The 16,430-nt window shown below is 58.0% G+C and carries 18 protein-coding genes; 17 read left to right on the top strand and 1 reads right to left on the bottom strand.

Annotated elements, in window-relative coordinates:
• The 17 genes from GS636_RS05100 (at position 1) to GS636_RS05020 (ending at position 15,699) form a co-directional block, all read left to right on the top strand.
• Entirely contained in the window at positions 1–351 is a 351-nt protein-coding gene (locus GS636_RS05100; protein ID WP_171092169.1) for a hypothetical protein, read from the top strand.
• 101 nt (positions 352–452) lie between these two features.
• Complete coding sequence (locus tag GS636_RS05095) at positions 453–857, top strand: DUF5333 domain-containing protein (protein WP_253746354.1); 405 nt, start codon at positions 453–455, stop codon at positions 855–857.
• 3 nt (positions 858–860) lie between these two features.
• Positions 861–1,307, top strand: coding sequence for a DUF5333 family protein (locus tag GS636_RS05090; protein ID WP_171668683.1), 447 nt, complete (start codon positions 861–863; stop codon positions 1,305–1,307).
• 7 nt (positions 1,308–1,314) lie between these two features.
• Positions 1,315–3,336, top strand: a complete 2,022-nt coding sequence (gene nuoG, locus GS636_RS05085; RefSeq protein ID WP_171668682.1) for an NADH-quinone oxidoreductase subunit NuoG — start codon at positions 1,315–1,317, stop codon at positions 3,334–3,336.
• The gene (locus tag GS636_RS05080) at positions 3,333–3,548 is read left to right on the top strand and encodes a hypothetical protein (RefSeq protein WP_171668681.1); all 216 of its coding nucleotides are present in this window, start codon (positions 3,333–3,335) and stop codon (positions 3,546–3,548) included. The genes nuoG and GS636_RS05080 overlap by 4 nt, the downstream gene beginning before the upstream one ends.
• Positions 3,541–4,578: an NADH-quinone oxidoreductase subunit NuoH gene (nuoH, locus tag GS636_RS05075; RefSeq protein WP_171092162.1), complete on the top strand. Its 1,038-nt coding sequence runs from the start codon at positions 3,541–3,543 to the stop codon at positions 4,576–4,578. The genes GS636_RS05080 and nuoH overlap by 8 nt, the downstream gene beginning before the upstream one ends.
• A complete protein-coding gene (locus tag GS636_RS05070; RefSeq protein WP_171668647.1) occupies positions 4,547–5,356 on the top strand; it encodes a methyltransferase domain-containing protein in 810 nt (269 codons plus the stop codon). Before nuoH ends, GS636_RS05070 begins: the two co-directional genes overlap by 32 nt.
• A complete protein-coding gene (gene nuoI, locus GS636_RS05065; protein ID WP_170331439.1) occupies positions 5,353–5,847 on the top strand; it encodes an NADH-quinone oxidoreductase subunit NuoI in 495 nt (164 codons plus the stop codon). Before GS636_RS05070 ends, nuoI begins: the two co-directional genes overlap by 4 nt.
• On the top strand, positions 5,844–6,254 hold the full coding sequence (locus GS636_RS05060; RefSeq protein ID WP_171092158.1) for a carboxymuconolactone decarboxylase family protein: 411 nt from the start codon (positions 5,844–5,846) through the stop codon (positions 6,252–6,254). The genes nuoI and GS636_RS05060 overlap by 4 nt, the downstream gene beginning before the upstream one ends.
• Entirely contained in the window at positions 6,251–6,853 is a 603-nt protein-coding gene (locus GS636_RS05055) for an NADH-quinone oxidoreductase subunit J (protein ID WP_170615376.1), read from the top strand. Before GS636_RS05060 ends, GS636_RS05055 begins: the two co-directional genes overlap by 4 nt.
• 123 nt (positions 6,854–6,976) lie before the next feature.
• On the top strand, positions 6,977–7,282 hold the full coding sequence (gene nuoK / locus GS636_RS05050) for an NADH-quinone oxidoreductase subunit NuoK (protein WP_005984024.1): 306 nt from the start codon (positions 6,977–6,979) through the stop codon (positions 7,280–7,282).
• A 7-nt stretch (positions 7,283–7,289) separates the two neighbouring features.
• Positions 7,290–9,437 (top strand): NADH-quinone oxidoreductase subunit L, encoded by a 2,148-nt coding sequence (gene nuoL / locus GS636_RS05045; RefSeq protein ID WP_171668680.1) that lies wholly within the window; start codon positions 7,290–7,292, stop codon positions 9,435–9,437.
• The gene (locus GS636_RS05040) at positions 9,437–10,981 is read left to right on the top strand and encodes an NADH-quinone oxidoreductase subunit M (protein WP_171668679.1); all 1,545 of its coding nucleotides are present in this window, start codon (positions 9,437–9,439) and stop codon (positions 10,979–10,981) included. The genes nuoL and GS636_RS05040 overlap by 1 nt, the downstream gene beginning before the upstream one ends.
• A gap of 15 nt (positions 10,982–10,996) precedes the next feature.
• Positions 10,997–12,439 (top strand): NADH-quinone oxidoreductase subunit NuoN, encoded by a 1,443-nt coding sequence (gene nuoN, locus GS636_RS05035; protein ID WP_171105703.1) that lies wholly within the window; start codon positions 10,997–10,999, stop codon positions 12,437–12,439.
• 54 nt (positions 12,440–12,493) lie between these two features.
• A complete protein-coding gene (locus GS636_RS05030) occupies positions 12,494–13,243 on the top strand; it encodes a biotin--[acetyl-CoA-carboxylase] ligase (RefSeq protein WP_171668678.1) in 750 nt (249 codons plus the stop codon).
• Positions 13,244–13,255: 12 nt separating this feature from the next.
• The gene (locus GS636_RS05025) at positions 13,256–14,035 is read left to right on the top strand and encodes a type III pantothenate kinase (protein WP_171092148.1); all 780 of its coding nucleotides are present in this window, start codon (positions 13,256–13,258) and stop codon (positions 14,033–14,035) included.
• Positions 14,032–15,699, top strand: a complete 1,668-nt coding sequence (locus GS636_RS05020) for a ribonuclease J (protein ID WP_171668677.1) — start codon at positions 14,032–14,034, stop codon at positions 15,697–15,699. The genes GS636_RS05025 and GS636_RS05020 overlap by 4 nt, the downstream gene beginning before the upstream one ends.
• Before the next feature lie 10 nt (positions 15,700–15,709).
• On the opposite strand, the gene GS636_RS05015 is transcribed toward GS636_RS05020, so the two are convergent.
• Positions 15,710–16,411 (bottom strand): NUDIX hydrolase, encoded by a 702-nt coding sequence (locus GS636_RS05015; protein ID WP_171668676.1) that lies wholly within the window; start codon positions 16,409–16,411, stop codon positions 15,710–15,712.
• Positions 16,412–16,430 lie beyond the last annotated feature (19 nt).

Here is a 16,430-nt window from a genome sequence, read left to right as displayed (position 1 = left end):
ATGAAGATCTCGAAGACCCTGGTTGTTGTTCTGGCTTTGGTCAGTGTATCCGCCTGCGGATTGATCAGACCGTCCGAGGACCGGCTTTTGTTCGATGGTCAGGCGTTCCGGACCAAGGCCAAAGCTGTCGACAAGAAGAAGTCGCCCGCTGACTTTACTGTGGTCGTCAAAGGTGTGTCTGCGTCATTGGATGGCGCGCGTGAGGCCGGGCGCCACGAAGGCACAAAGTTCTGTGTGCAAAACTTCGGATCGTCGCGGATTGATTGGAAAGTGGGGCCGGACACGGAACCGCAACAGCTTACCATCGCGGATGATCAACTCACATTTGCAGGAACCTGCAAACGCCCATGATGTCCAGTGTTTTTGCATATCACGAAAGGGCGCGCAGGGCGTTATTGCCTAGCAAACGCGCATCCTTTCGTCTTGGAAATTCCAAGACGAAAGGAAAACCTATGTCCTATGCAAAAACAATCGCTATGGCTGCCTTGATGGCTGTTCCTGCGGCAGCAGAGGCAAAGCCGCCCTTGAGGGATGTCAAAGAGATCGACAATGAACTCTATTACATCGCCATCGCAAACGAGATTTCGGAATACTGCCCCTCGATCAGCGGGCGACGACTGAAGGCGATCAGCGTGATGTGGGGGCTGCGCTCCAAAGCGAACGACTTGGGATACACAGACCGGGAAATCCGGTCTTATGTCGAGTCGGACGCAGAAAAAGACCGCATGCGCGCCAAGGGTGAGGCTTATCTGGCCTCAAACGGGGTGACTTATGAAAACCCCACCACGTTTTGCACGTTGGGCCAAAAGGAAATTCAACGAAACAGCGCCATTGGCGTTTACTTGAGGGCGGATTGACGGATGGGCGTTCAGGTTCTCAGATCCGGGGCAGTTGGTGTGGCATTGCTGATGTCATTATCGGCGTGCGAAACGCCAACCAGCTCTGCGACCGACACTGCCGCCTCTCGGGCAGAGTTTCGCGCCGAGCTGCCACCGGAACTGTACGACTTTGCGTTCTCTGCTGCCGTGGCTGAGCAAATCGCTGGCGAATGCCAGGCGATTTCGTTTAATCGACCCGAGGCGCAGGCGCAGATGAAATCGCTGGACGCCGAGCTCAAGGCCAAGGGTTATCAAGAAAGCGACTTGCGCTATTTGGCCGATGCCATTCCGCGTAAGCGCGCGCAGGACGACCTAATCAAATACATCCAGCAAAGCGGTGTTGTCGTGGGTCAGCCCGACACGTTCTGCGCAGCTGGCCAACGCGAGATTGCCAACGGCACCCGGATCGGTGCATTCCTGAAAGGCTAACGAAATCATGTCTGACCTCCGCAAGATCAATATCGACGGGCAGGAAATCGAAGTCGAAGGCGCGATGACCCTGATCCAGGCTTGTGAGCAAGCCGGGGTAGAAGTGCCGCGTTTTTGTTATCATGAACGTTTGTCGATCGCCGGGAACTGCCGGATGTGCCTGGTCGAGGTTGTGGGCGGCCCGCCCAAGCCGGCAGCTTCGTGCGCGATGCAGGTACGCGACCTGCGCCCGGGGCCGGAAGGTCAACCTCCGGTCGTCAAGACAAACTCGCCCATGGTCAAAAAGGCCCGCGAAGGGGTGATGGAGTTTCTGCTGATCAACCACCCGCTGGATTGCCCGATTTGCGACCAGGGCGGTGAGTGCGACCTGCAGGATCAGGCGATGGCCTATGGTGTCTCCGGCTCGCGCTTCAAAGAAGCCAAACGCGCAGTCGATGATCTGGATCTTGGCCCGCTGGTTGGCACGGCGATGACACGTTGCATTAGCTGCACCCGCTGCGTGCGTTTCACGACCGAGGTCGCCGGGATCACACAGATGGGTCAGACTGGGCGGGGCGAGGATGCCGAGATCACCTCGTACCTGAACGAAACACTGCAATCGAACCTGCAGGGCAATATCATCGACTTGTGCCCGGTGGGTGCACTGACGTCGAAACCCTACGCGTTTACCGCTCGCCCATGGGAACTGACCAAGACCGAGAGCGTAGACGTCATGGACGCCCTTGGTTCGAACATCCGCGTGGACACCAAAGGGCGCGAAGTGATGCGCTTCCTGCCGCGCAACCACGATGGCGTGAACGAAGAGTGGATCAGCGACAAAACCCGCTTTGTCTGGGATGGCCTGCGTCGTCAGCGCTTGGACAAGCCCTACATTCGCGAAAACGGCAAGTTGCGCCCGGCTTCATGGCCCGAGGCGCTGACCAAAGCTGCTGAGGCACTGAAGAGCGCCGAAAAACCTGCTGGGATCGTGGGTGATCTGGCCTCGATCGAAGCGACCTTTGCTTTGAAGCAGATGATCGAAGGGCAGGGCGGTGTTGTCGAATGTCGTACCGATGGTGCCAAGCTGCCTGCTGGCAACCGCGGGGCTTATGCCGGGACCGCTACGATTGAAGACATCGACTCGGCTGAACGCATTCTGTTGATCGGGACCAATCCGCGTGATGAGGCTCCGGTACTGAACGCGCGGATCCGCAAAGCCTGGGCGCATGGTGCCGAGGTGGCTCTGGTCGGTCCGGCAGTAGATCTGACCTATGACTACCATCACATGGGCGATGATCGCGCGGCCTTGCAGAAGGTCGTCGACATGGGGGGTGACGACGCCATCAAGGGCAAGCCCTCGCTGGTGATCGTGGGGCAGGGTGCCCTGCAAGAAGCGGACGGCGCTGCTGTGCTGGCGTCCGCACAAACCATTGCAGCCAATACTGAAAGCGGGCTTTTGGTTTTGCACACAGCGGCTTCGCGCGTGGGTGCGATGGATGTAAATGCGACCAACGAAGGTGGCATGGATGCGGTCAACGCGGCCGACGTGATTTATAATCTTGGCGCGGATGAGGTTGAAATCGGCGAAGGCGCGTTTGTCGTTTACCAGGGCAGCCACGGAGACCGTGGCGCTCACCGCGCCGATGTGATCTTGCCGGGCGCGGCCTATACCGAAGAAAACGGTTTGTTCGTGAACACTGAAGGACGCCCGCAATTGGCGATGCGCGCCGGTTTTGCGCCGGGCGACGCTAAGGAAAACTGGGCAATTCTGCGGGCATTGTCGGCCGAATTGGGCGCGACACTTCCATTCGACTCGCTTGCGCAATTGCGAACCGCACTCATTGAAGCTGTGCCGCATCTGGCCCGGATCGATGAGGTGCTTGAGAATGAAGTTCAAACGCTCGACGCAGCGCCGCTGGGTCAGGCCACGTTCCGCAATGCAGTCAAGGACTTCTATCTGACCAACCCGATTGCCCGTGCGTCTCAACTGATGGCCGAACTTTCGGCACAGGCGCAGGCGCGTCAGACCGGAAAGATCGCGGCGGAATGAGCTGGAACCGTTTCATATCACAAGCAAAGGCGGCTGCCGGGTGGCAGTTCGCCGCGCTGGATTTGTGTGTGAAACTGAAGATTAAGGGTGGCGCTGAAGCGGCAGATGCTGTTTACACCAACGCGCCGACCCAGTCGCACTTTGCGCAGGCACCTGGCCTTTGCATCGCGCGCGGAAAACGGAATACCCACGGTGTGAGGACCAATGGCTGATTTCTTTAACACCCCAGGCGGAATAGCCATCATCATTCTGGCGCAAGTGCTTGCAGTTGTTGCGTTTGTGATGATCTCGCTGTTGTTCCTTGTTTACGGCGATCGCAAGATCTGGGCCGCTGTCCAGATGCGTCGCGGACCGAACGTGGTTGGCGCGTACGGCTTGCTGCAATCGGTGGCCGACGCACTGAAATATGTGGTCAAAGAGGTTGTCATCCCGGCGGGGGCGGACCGGACCGTCTTTATCCTTGCACCGCTCACCTCTTTTGTACTGGCGATGATCGCCTGGGCAGTAATCCCGTTCAATGACGGCTGGGTTCTGTCAGACATCAACGTCGCCATTCTCTATGTTTTCGCTGTGTCTTCGCTGGAAGTTTATGGCGTGATCATGGGCGGTTGGGCGTCGAACTCAAAGTACCCGTTCCTTGGGTCTTTGCGCTCTGCTGCGCAGATGATTTCGTACGAGGTTTCGATCGGCCTGATCATCATCGGTGTGATCATCTCGACCGGGTCGATGAACTTTGGTGACATTGTGCGCGCGCAGGACGGCTCGTTCGGCTTCTTCAGTTGGTACTGGCTGCCGCACTTCCCGATGGTGTTCCTGTTCTTCATTTCGGCGCTGGCTGAAACCAACCGGCCACCCTTCGACCTGCCCGAAGCGGAATCTGAACTGGTCGCCGGTTACCAGGTTGAATACTCTGCCACACCCTTCCTGCTGTTTATGGCCGGTGAATACATCGCGATCTTCCTGATGTGCGCGCTGACCACGCTGCTGTTCTTCGGCGGCTGGCTGTCACCGATCCCGGGCTTGCCCGATGGCGTGCTGTGGATGGTCGCCAAGATGGCGTTCTTCTTCTTCCTCTTTGCGATGGTCAAGGCAATCACGCCCCGCTACCGCTATGACCAACTGATGCGGCTGGGTTGGAAAGTGTTCCTGCCGTTCTCGCTGGCCTGGGTGGTCTTTGTGGCCTTCGCGGCAAAGTTCGACTGGTTCTGGGGTGCGTTCGCCCGTTGGAGCACAGGGGGCTAACGCGTTGGGTATCGATTTCACAGTCTTCTCCAAGCTTGTCGAGTTTTCGACACGGCACTCTGTGGAAGGCCGTTCATTGATGCTGGGCCGTCAGGAATTTGTTCGTCTGCGGCCCCCCAGGATCTTTCAGCGCAAACTGCGCCGAGAGGGGCTGGACCATATTCAGTTGGAAGACCTTCAGCAGTCGGATGGCTACAGCGAGACGTTCTTTCGCAAGCTGGGTTTGGGTGAAGTCGAAACTATGGATTTCTCGGACCACGAAGGCGCGACGATCCTCCAGGACCTAAACCGCCCCATTCCGAAAGAACTTGCGGGTCAATTCGATTTCATCTTCGACGGTGGAACGATTGAGCATGTGTTTAACGTCCCCGTTGCGTTGGAAAACGTGTTTCACATGCTGAAGCCCGGCGGGCATTTCATCTCGGTGAATGGCCTGAACGGCTGGGCCGGGCATGGGATGTATCAGTTCAATCCGGAACTGGTCTATTCGTTCTGGCGTCGGAACGCGGGCTGCGTGGTCAACACGTGCCAGGCGATTCAACGCAGCCGTGCCTTTCACCAGGCGGTTTTGGATCTACAAGATCCGGCGGATGGAGAACAACGGATCGACCTGGGCGATGCCCTCCCGGATGGGCAGGTCTATTTGTACTATGAAATCCAGCGCGGTTCCGAAGCGGCTCTCATGGACACGGTTCTTCAAAGTGACTACGAGACGCACTGGCGTGACTACTCCAATGCCGGTGGAACGCGATATGATCAGAAGGTTAGCTCTCTATGACTCAAATCGACTACACCCGCGCCGCCAAGTACTTTCTGCTACAGGACTTCTGGGTCGGTATGAAACTGGGGCTCAAGTACTTTTTTGCCCCGAAGGCCACCGTGAACTATCCGCATGAAAAGGGCCCTCTGTCGCCGCGATTCCGCGGGGAACACGCGCTGCGTCGTTATCCCAACGGTGAAGAACGCTGCATTGCCTGCAAACTGTGTGAAGCAGTATGCCCGGCGCAAGCCATCACCATCGACGCGGAGCCGCGCGAAGACGGCAGCCGCCGCACGACACGTTACGACATCGACATGACCAAATGCATCTATTGCGGCTTCTGCCAAGAGGCATGCCCGGTTGATGCCATCGTTGAAGGGCCGAATTTCGAATTCGCCACGGAAACCCGCGAAGAGCTGTTCTACGACAAGGAAAAACTGCTGGATAACGGCGAACGCTGGGAAGCCGAAATCGCCCGCAATCTGGAAATGGACGCGCCGTATCGATGACTGACAGCCCGACAAATCCGTTCGAGCTGATGATGAAGCAGGCTCAGGACATGGCCAAGGCGATGAACCCGGCGATGGAAAGCTTTTCGCCCAAGGGGTTCGAAGCGCTGTGGCCGACCATGCCGAAAGAGGTCATGGAGATGATGTTCGGCAACACCGTCAACAAAGACGGGCTGGATGCCAAAACCCGCCTGCTGTTGACGCTGGCCGGGCTGACCTGTCAGGGCGCGCAAGCGGATAGTGCCGTGCGCCAAACTGTGCGCCACGCGCTGGAAGCGGGTGCCAAGAAACAAGAGATCGTGGAAACGATCGGTCAGATGTCGGTCTTTGCCGGCATCCCGGCCATGACCCGCGCGCTGGATCTGGCGCAAGAGGTCATGGGCGGCAACGAGGATGAGGATCAATGACCGTCTTTGCCTTCTATCTGTTTGCCATCAGCGCCATCACCGGCGGGCTGTTCACGGTGATCAGCCGCCAGCCGGTGCACTCGGTGCTTTGGCTGATCCTGTCCTTCCTGTCGGCGGCGGGGCTGTTCGTGCTGCTGGGGGCCGAGTTTGTGGCGATGCTGCTGATCATCGTCTATGTAGGCGCGGTTGCGGTGCTGTTCCTGTTCGTGGTGATGATGTTGGACGTGGACTTTGCCGAACTCAAGGCCGAGATGGCACGCTATATGCCGCTGGCCCTTCTGATCGGTCTGGTCATCCTGATGCAGTTCGTCATGGCCTTTGGCGCTTGGGACAGCGCGCAGGGTGCGGCGGCCAATCTGGCCCAGCCAGTTCCAGCGGACCGCCACAACACCGAGGCGTTGGGTGTCATCCTTTATGATCAATATTTCCTTCTGTTCCAACTGGCGGGCCTGATCCTGCTGGTGGCCATGATCGGCGCCATCGTGCTGACATTGCGCCACCGTCAGGACATCAAGCGTCAGGACATTGTCGGCCAGATGATGCGCGACCCGGCCAAGGCGATGGAGTTGAAGGACGTGAAACCGGGGCAGGGACTTTGACTTTGCCGCTGGTACTCCCTGCGGAGTATTGGCTGCTGAAACTACTAGTTGCGGTGCCGTTTATACTTGCTTGGTTCGGGTATAGGGCAGCGAAGAACAGGAAACGAATGGGACCGAAAGAAAATGATCGGACTTGAACATTATCTGACTGTGGCGGCGACGCTGTTCGTCATCGGCATCTTCGGTCTCTTCCTGAACCGCAAGAACGTCATCATCCTGCTGATGAGCATCGAACTGATGCTGCTGGCGGTGAATATCAACCTCGTGGCGTTTTCCAGTTTCCTCGGCGATCTGGTCGGGCAGGTGTTTACGCTGTTCGTGCTGACCGTTGCGGCGGCCGAGGCGGCGATTGGTCTGGCCATTCTGGTCTGCTTCTTCCGTAACCGTGGCACCATCGCGGTTGAAGACGTCAACATGATGAAGGGCTAAGAGAACTATGGAAACCACCATCCTCTTTGCCCCGCTCGTGGGCGCGCTGATCTGCGGCTTTGGCTGGAAGTTCATTGGCGAGAAAGCCGCCATGTGGACAGCCACGGGTTTGCTGTTTCTGGCCTGTCTGCTGTCGTGGATCGTTTTCTTCACATTTGATGGGGTGACCCAGCAGATCGAGATCATGCGCTGGATCGAAAGCGGCTCGTTGTCGACAAGCTGGGCGATCCGTCTGGACCGTCTGACCGCGATCATGCTGATTGTGGTGACAACCGTTTCGGCGCTCGTGCATCTCTATTCCTTCGGCTACATGGATCACGATCCGCAGTGGCGCGAGGGCGAAAGCTATAAGCCGCGCTTCTTTGCCTATCTGTCCTTCTTCACCTTCGCCATGCTGATGCTAGTGACAGCGGACAATCTGGTGCAGATGTTCTTTGGCTGGGAAGGCGTGGGTGTCGCTTCGTACCTGTTGATCGGCTTCTACTATCGCAAGTCTTCGGCCAATGCGGCGGCGATGAAAGCGTTCATCGTGAACCGGGTGGGTGACTTCGGCTTTGCGCTGGGGATCTTCGCGATCTTCTTCCTGACCGACAGCATCAATTTCTCGGACATCTTTGCATCTGCCCCGGCGCTGGCCGAAGAAAAGCTGCACTTCCTGTGGGGAGAGTGGACTGCAATTGAAGTCATCTGTGTGCTGCTGTTCATCGGCGCGATGGGTAAATCGGCTCAGTTGATCCTGCACACCTGGTTGCCGGACGCGATGGAAGGCCCGACGCCTGTGTCGGCCCTGATCCACGCTGCAACCATGGTGACGGCGGGTGTCTTCCTGGTCTGCCGCATGTCGCCGCTGATGGAGTTCGCGCCGGGCGCAACCGGCTTCATCACGGTACTGGGCGCGTCCACCGCGTTCTTTGCGGCCACCGTGGGGCTGGTGCAAACCGACATCAAGCGCGTGATTGCATATTCGACCTGTTCTCAGCTTGGATACATGTTCGTCGCTGCTGGTGTGGGCATGTACTCGGCGGCGATGTTCCACCTGTTCACGCACGCCTTCTTCAAAGCCCTGTTGTTCCTTGGTGCGGGTTCCGTGATCCACGCCATGCATCACGAGCAGGAGATGACTGAATACGGCGGTCTGCGTAAGAAAATCCCCTATACCTTCTGGGCTATGATGATCGGCACGCTGGCCATCACCGGCGTTGGTATTCCGCTGACCACATTTGGCTTTGCCGGGTTCCTGTCCAAGGACGCCATCATCGAGAGCGCTTATGCGGGCGGCTCGGGCTATGGCTTCTGGTTGCTGGTTGTGGCGGCTGCGTTCACCTCGTTCTACAGCTGGCGTCTGATCTTCCTGACCTTCTACGGTGAGCCGCGTGGCGACAAACATACGCATGATCACGCGCATGAAAGCCCGATGGTCATGCTGGTGCCGCTGGGCGTTCTGTCACTGGGCGCGGTTTTTGCCGGGATGATCTGGTACGGCAATTTCTTTGGCCACGCCGACAAGGTTGGTAAGTTCTACGGCATCCCGGTTGCCGAAGCGTCTGAGCACGCAGAGGCCGGTGATCACGGCAAAGCAGAAGAGCATGATGAGGCCGCACATTCGGATGACGGTCATGCGGATGATGGTCACGCGGACGACGGCCACGGTGACAAAGACGCTCATGGTGGTGATCACCACTATGCCTTTGTTGGCAAACCGGGCGAGGGCGCGCTGTATATGGCACCGGACAACCACGTGTTGGACGATGCGCACGCCGCTCCGAAATGGGTTAAGGTCTCGCCCTTTGTCGCGATGGTCCTGGGCTTTATCGCGGCATACTGGTTCTACATCGTGAACACGACGCTGCCCGCGCGGTTGGCCGAGAACCAGCGCCCGCTGTACCTGTTCCTCAAGAACAAGTGGTACTTTGACGAGATCTACAACGTGATCTTTGTCAAACCCACCATCGCCCTTGGCCGGTTCCTGTGGAAGCGCGGCGATGGAAATACAATTGATGGCTTCCTGAACGGAGTAGCAATGGGCGTTGTTCCCTTCTTTACCCGCCTCGCAGGCAAGGCGCAGACCGGGTACATCTTTACCTATGCCTTCTGGATGGTGCTGGGCATCGCAGCCCTTGTAACGTGGATGTCTATCGGCGGAGGGGCCAACTAATGGACAATATCCTTTCCATCGTTACGTTCATCCCGGCGATTGCAGCAGGTATTCTGGCGCTGTTCCTGCATGGGGATGACGCTGCGGCCCAACGCAATGCCAAGTGGATTGCGCTGCTGGCGACGACCGTGACCTTCCTGGTATCGATTGGCATCTATACCGGTTTTGATCCCTCGAACCCCGGCTTCCAGATGGTGGAAGAGGGTGAGTGGCTGATGGGTCTGAAATACAAGATGGGTGTGGATGGCATCAGCGTTCTGTTCGTGTTGCTGACCACTTTCATCATGCCTCTGACCATTTTGGCCAGTTGGAATGTCACCGACCGCGTCAAGGAATACATGGTGGCTTTCCTGCTGCTGGAAACCCTGATGCTAGGCGTGTTCATGGCGCTGGATCTGGTGCTGTTCTACCTGTTCTTCGAGGCAGGCCTGATCCCGATGTTCCTGATCATCGGCATTTGGGGCGGTAAAGACCGCATCTACGCCAGCTTCAAGTTCTTCCTCTACACCTTCCTCGGCTCGGTGCTGATGCTGGTGGCGATGGTGGCGATGTACGCAGACGCGGGTACCACGGATATTGAGGCGCTGATGAGCCACCAGTTCTCATCGGAAAGCTTCAGCGTGCTGGGCATCTATGTTGTCGGTGGTATGCAGACGCTTATGTTCCTGGCCTTCTTTGCCTCTTTCGCGGTGAAGATGCCGATGTGGCCGGTGCACACCTGGTTGCCTGACGCGCACGTTCAAGCGCCGACCGCGGGTTCGGTTGTTCTGGCGGCGATCCTGCTGAAAATGGGTGGCTACGGCTTCTTGCGGTTCAGCCTGCCGATGTTCCCTGTGGGGTCGGCGGTGATGACCGATCTGGTCCTGTGGATGTCTGCGATTGCGGTTGTCTACACCTCGCTGGTGGCGTTGGTGCAAGAGGACATGAAGAAGCTGATCGCTTACTCTTCGGTCGCGCATATGGGCTTTGTGACCATGGGCATCTTTGCGGCAAACCAGCAGGGTATCGATGGCGCGATCTTCCAGATGCTGAGCCACGGGTTCATCTCGGCGGCGCTCTTCCTGTGTGTCGGCGTGATCTACGACCGGATGCATACTCGGGATATTGAGGCTTATGGCGGTCTGGTCATTCGGATGCCTGCTTATGCGCTGGTCTTCATGCTGTTCACCATGGCCAATGTCGGCCTGCCAGGCACATCCGGGTTCATTGGTGAGTTCCTGACCCTGATGGGCGCGTTCCAGGTCAACACCTGGGTGACAGCTGTGGCTGCGACCGGTGTCATCTTTTCCGCCGGTTATGCGCTGTGGCTGTACCGCCGCGTGGTCTTTGGCGACCTGATCAAGGAAAGCCTGAAGGCGATGACCGACATGAGCTCGCGCGAACGTCTGATCTTTGCCCCGCTGATCGTGATGACCATCCTTTTGGGCGTTTACCCGTCGCTGGTAACGGATGTAATCGGGCAATCCACCGCCGCGCTGATTTCGAACTATGACACGGCTCTGGCCGCAGCTGAGGCTGCGACCCAGACGGCCGCCTCGCACTAAGGGAGCTTTGGAGACATGATCCAGGCTGATCTGACAATTATCCTGCCGGAAATCATTCTGGCGCTCTACGCGATGGCGGCGCTCTTGGGGGCTGTCTATACGACGAAAGACGGCATGGCACCTCTGCTGGTTTGGACCACAGCTGGTCTGATGGCTCTTCTGGCAATCTGGATCGCCACACAAGGCGAGGGGACCAATGTGGCCTTCAATGGCATGTTCGTCGACGACGGGTTCGCCCGTTTCGCCAAGGTTGCGATCCTGCTTTCGGCAGGTGCCGTTCTGGTCATGAGCCAGGACTACATGGCGCGCCGCGATTTGCTGCGGTTTGAGTATCCGCTGCTGGTCGCACTTGCTGCTGTTGGCATGATGATGATGGTTAGCGCGGGCGATCTGATGTCGCTTTACATGGGGCTCGAGCTGCAGTCGCTGTCGCTATACGTTGTTGCGGCATTGCGCCGTGACAGTGCGAAATCGACCGAGGCCGGTCTGAAGTATTTCGTTCTGGGTGCGCTCAGCTCAGGCTTGCTGCTTTATGGTGCGTCGCTGGTTTATGGCTTTACTGGAACAACGCTCTTTTCAGGCATCATCACAACCGTTCAGGCCGGAGAAGTTTCGATTGGCCTGCTGTTTGGTCTGATCTTCCTGATCTCTGGTCTGGCCTTCAAAGTCTCGGCCGTGCCGTTCCACATGTGGACACCGGACGTGTACGAAGGCTCGCCAACGCCGATCACTGCCTTTTTCGCGACCGCGCCGAAAGTCGCTGCGATGGCCCTTTTTGCGCGACTGATGCATGACGCGTTTGGCGGCATTGTGAAAGACTGGCAACAGGTGATCGTCCTGCTTTCGGTTCTGTCGATGCTGCTGGGTGCTGTCGCCGCGATTGGTCAGCGGGACATCAAACGTCTGATGGCGTTCTCGTCGATTGCCCATATGGGGTATGCTCTGATCGGTCTGGCGGCAGGTACCGAGTTGGGCATCAAAGCGATGCTGATGTATCTGGCCATCTACGTGACCATGAACATCGGAACCTTTGCCTTCATCCTGATGATGGAACGGGACGGCAAACCGATCACCGATATTGACGCCCTGCGCCAATATTCCAAGCGCGATCCGGGCAAAGCCCTTGCCGTTCTGATCCTGATGTTCTCGCTGGCCGGTGTGCCACCGATGCTGGGTTTCTTTGCGAAATTTGGCGTTTGGCAAGCAGGTGTCAGCGCGGGTCTGACCGGCCTTGTGATCGTCTCGGCCATCGCGTCCGTCATCGGTGCCTTCTATTACTTGCGGATCGTGTTCTACATGTATTTCGGTGCTGAAAACGAGGACCCGATTGAAACCCGGTCGACGCCGGTGTTGTGGGTCGCCTTGATGGGCTCGGCCGCCTTGATGCTGATCGGTATCTTTTATCAGTTTGGTGTCGAGGGCGCGGCGGCAGCTGCGGCAGCGACGCTTGTCAACTGAAGGTTTTGAACACTCAGAAGGAGGGGCTCGGTCGCGTGACCGGGCCTTTTTGATATGACCAAATGGCCCCAAGGCTATGGACTGCACGAGCTGCAGGAAGTCGATAGCACACTCAATGAGGCAGCGCGGATTGCACCCACTGCCCGAGGTCCCGTTTGGATTATGGCACATCACCAAACGGCGGCGCGCGGACGGCGGGGCCGGGTCTGGGCCAATCCCATGGGCAATCTGGCCGCGACGTTGCTGATGCGCCCGCAAGGTGCGCCGGAACAGGCAGCGCTACGCAGCTTTGTGGCCGCATTGGCCTTGTTCGACGCCTGTGTTGCTGTGACCGGAAGAACGGCCGGGCTGTCGCTGAAATGGCCCAATGATGTTCTGCTGAACGGGGGTAAGCTGGCTGGTATCTTGCTGGAAAGCACCGGGCAGGGGCAAGGTGTTGCGCATCTGGCGATCGGCATCGGTGTGAACCTGGCCAATGCACCTGACGCGGATGCAGTCGAACCTGGTGCCATGCGGCCCGTTTCATTGCTGTCGGAAACCGGTTCAAATGTATCGCCCGAAGATTTCCTGACCGAACTGGCTGCGGCTTATGCCAGGTATGAAACCCAATTCGTCACCTATGGGTTCGAACCGGTCCGCACCGCGTGGCTGGCCCGCGCAGCGCGGTTAGGAGAGGTCATCACCGCACGTACCGGAACGTCAGAGACGGTTGGAACCTTCGAAACAGTAGACGCAAGCGGCAACCTTGTCTTAAACACCGCCAAAGGCCGCGTGAGCATTCCTGCGGCAGACGTGTATTTTTGAAAGGGGCGTTAAATGCTTCTGGCCATTGATTGCGGCAACACCAATACCGTTTTCTCGATCTGGGACGGCGAGAAGTTTCTGTGCACCTTACGCACGTCGACCCACCATGCGCGTACGGCAGACGCATATTTCACCTGGTATTCGACGCTAGTGAAACACTATGGCATCGAAGCGGTCATAACGGATGTCATCATCGCCTCAACAGTGCCGCGTGTTGTGTTTAACCTGCGTATCTTCGCGGATCGATTTTTTGGATGCCGGCCGCTGGTGGTGGGTAAGCCGGATTGTCTGTTACCCGTGCCCCCTCGTGTTGATGAAGGCACGGTACCTGGGCCTGACCGGTTGGCCAACGCAGTGGGCGCGTTTGATCGTCACGGTGGCAATGTGGTCGTGGTGGATTTTGGCACAGCAACAAACTTTGACGTTGTTGCCGCCGATGGGGCTTATGTCGGGGGCATTATCGCGCCTGGTGTGAACCTCAGCCTTGAAGCTCTGCACCAGGGGGCGGCTGCGCTTCCGCATATCGACATTACCCGGCCGGATAAAGTGATCGGGACGAATACGGTTGGATGTATCCAATCGGGCGTGTATTGGGGCTATTCCGGCCTGATCGAAGGGCTGATCGCCCGGATCAAAACCGAATACGGAATGCCGATGAAAGTTGTGGGTACTGGTGGACTGGCCCCTTTGTTCGATCAGGCCGACGTAGGGTTCGACGCAATCGAAGATGATCTGACGATGCACGGTTTGACCGTGATCCATCGCTATAACAAGGATAATGGCTCCGAATGAGCAGTGAAAGATTGATCTACCTGCCGCTGGGTGGCGCGGGTGAAATTGGCATGAATGCCTATGTGTATGGCTATGGTAAACCCGGACAGGAGCGCCTGATCCTTGTTGATTTGGGTGTCACCTTTCCGGACATGGACACAACACCCGGTGTTGACCTGATCTATGCGGATATTTCGTGGTTGAAAGAGCGTGCAGACCAGCTGGACGGCGTTTTTATCACCCACGCGCATGAGGACCATGTTGGCGCGGTGGCGCATTGCTATGAAGCCTTGGGTGCGCCGATTTATGCCCGCGCGTTCACGGCCAATATCGCCCGCCGCAAGATGGAAGAACACGCGCACCCAACCGAGGCCGTAACAACCGTATCCGCCTGGCCCGAACAGGTCGCGGTCGGGCCTTTTACGGTTGGTTTCCTGCCTGTATCGCACTCGATCCCCGAAAGCGCGGCGTTGGTCATCGATACGCCTGCGGGACGGGTCGTGCATTCGGGCGATTTCAAACTGGATGCGCAGCCTGTCGTGGGGGAGGCTTTTGATCCAGATTTGTGGGCTGAGGTCGCCAAACCCGGCGTCAAGGCGCTGGTCTGCGACAGCACAAACGTTTTCTCGGCCCATCCGGGCCGTTCGGAATCCGAAGTTGGGCCGGAAATCACCAAACTGGTCGAAAACGCCGAAGGCATGGTCGTGGCGACCACGTTTGCCTCAAACGTTGCGCGGGTCAAAACACTGGCCGAAGCGGGTCAGCGGGCAGGGCGGTCGGTTGTTCTGTTGGGCCGCGCCATGCGCCGAATGATCGAGGCCGCAACCGAAACCGGCATCCTGTCGGATTTCCCAAAGGTGATCAGCGCGGAAGAGGCGTTGGATCTTCCGCGCCAGAATCTGATGCTGATCGTAACCGGCAGCCAGGGTGAACGCCGTGCTGCCAGCGCCCAACTGGCCCGTGGCAAGTACCGTGGTCTGGAACTGGCCGAAGGCGACCTGTTCCTGTTTTCCTCGAAAACCATTCCGGGCAATGAGCGGGGCGTGATCTTCATCATGAACCAGCTCAGCGAAAAGGGCGTCGATGTGGTGGATGACAGCTCGGGTCTCTATCACGTTTCAGGGCATGCCAACCGGCCTGATCTTGAGAAGGTCCACGCGCTGATCGATCCGCAAGTCGTGATCCCGATGCACGGTGAACACCGTCATCTGCGCGAGCACGTCAAACTGGCCGAGAATGGTGGCAGAGGCGGTGTGCTGGCAGTGAACGGTACCATGTTGGATCTCAGCGGTAACGCCCCGGCTGTTGTCGACTATGTTGAAACCGGGCGCACCTATTTGGACGGGTCGGTCAAGATCGGTGCGTTGGACGGCGTGGTGCGGGATCGAATCCGTATGGCTCTGAACGGGCATGTCACCGTTACCGTGGTACTGGACGAGGAAGACGAAGCGTTGGGCGAACCTTGGTGCGATACGATGGGCTTGCCTGAGATCGGAACTTCGCGCGCCGCTTTGGTGGAGGTTCTGGAAGAGGACCTGAACCAGTTCCTGATGCGGGCCGCAGCCAAAACACTACGCGATGACGACAAGCTGGAAGACGAGATGCGCCGGATCGTGCGGCAGACCGCCAAAGCGGAAATCGGTAAGAAGCCCGAAGTAACAGTGGTTGTCAGCCGGATGCGGTGACACGGTACCGTCAGTCGTGTTCCGGCATCGGGTAACCCTTGAGGCGCAGGAACAGGTTGGCTTCTTCGTCATTCTTGTAAAACGGAACGGACACTGGAGGCTCGGGGGATGTAACCCGGGCCGCTACTTCGGCAAGAACAACCTCGGTTATGAAGGGCAGGTCCAAATCTCGCGCGCGGTCAAGTTGCACCCATTGCAGATGCGACAGCTCGTCTGAGGCGCGACTGAAATCGTCCAGATCACCTTGCAGGGCTTCCGCGTCGACCAAAAAGAACCGTGCGTCAAACCGACGAGGGCGACCGGGTGGTGTCACCGCGCGGAAAACGAACTGCAATGCAGCTGCAGATGGCACAAATCCCATGGCCGAAAAACTCTGCCAGTCGTCAGGTGCATGACCTGGCCACGCACCCGGCTGGCCCAGAACAAGCCCGGTTTCTTCCCAGAGCTCTCGAATGGCAGCGGCGGCCAGCGCGTGTTGCAATCCGGACTCGGCCTGTTCTGCCAAACGGTCACGGCACAGATCGGGCAGCTTGGTCGCCAGGGGCACTTCTGAATCTGCCGGATCAACGGCACCGCCAGGGAACACAAACTTGTTCGGCATGAACACGGCTTTGGAGCCGCGTTGCCCCATAAGGATCGACGGGTTGGTCCATCTGTCCCGCAAAACGATGACAGTAGCGGCGTCACGGATGGCGGTCTTGTCTGCTGTCATATCTGCGCCACGCGGCCGG

Origin of the sequence: Ruegeria sp. HKCCD4884, from assembly GCF_013110855.1 — a bacterium.
Lineage (GTDB): Bacteria > Pseudomonadota > Alphaproteobacteria > Rhodobacterales > Rhodobacteraceae > Ruegeria.
This window is presented reverse-complemented; position numbering and strand designations above follow the sequence as displayed.